General features: G+C 67.0%; 1 protein-coding gene. It reads right to left on the bottom strand.

The genetic code is table 11. The features are described from left to right. Positions 1–438, bottom strand: a 438-nt coding sequence (locus G3I56_RS42800) for a condensation domain-containing protein (RefSeq protein WP_239135476.1), incomplete at its 3' end; no start/stop codon positions are given. Positions 439–460 lie beyond the last annotated feature (22 nt).

The raw sequence follows: 460 nt of genomic DNA, 5'->3' as shown, positions 1-460 counted from the left end.
CCGGGAGGTGCTCTCCTGCGGTTGCAGGGCCAGGGGTAGGTCCGGCGCCCCCGGCAGCGGCATGCGGGCATGCCAGTAGTCGGCGGCGCGCTGGTACAACGCCGAGCCTTCGCTCTCGGTCAAGGCGAGAACATGGTCGCGGTAGCGCGGTGCCGGCTTCGCGGCAGAGCTGGTCGGGTTCCGATAGAGCTCGATGAATTCTCGGGCGAGAAGAGCCTCGGTGTGGGCGTCCAGAAGGAGCAGGCTGATCCTCAGCGAGACCCTGAAGCGGTGCTCGCCCAGTCGGTGGGCTCGTACCTCGAACAGCGGCCACTGGTCCGTGGACGGGCCGTGCGTAGCGAACTCATGGCGCATCAAGCTGAGTTCGCGGTCCACCCGAGCCTGTTTCCAGTCCCTGGCTTCTATCTGGGAGATCTGATAGGCGGGCACGGTCCTCAGGACCTGCTGGCGGCCGTCAGGA

Origin of the sequence: Streptomyces sp. SID12488, assembly GCF_010548275.1 — a bacterium.
Classification (GTDB): domain Bacteria; phylum Actinomycetota; class Actinomycetes; order Streptomycetales; family Streptomycetaceae; genus Streptomyces.
The sequence above is the reverse complement of the archived record's forward strand: the minus strand, read 5'-3'. Positions and strand labels throughout refer to the sequence as shown.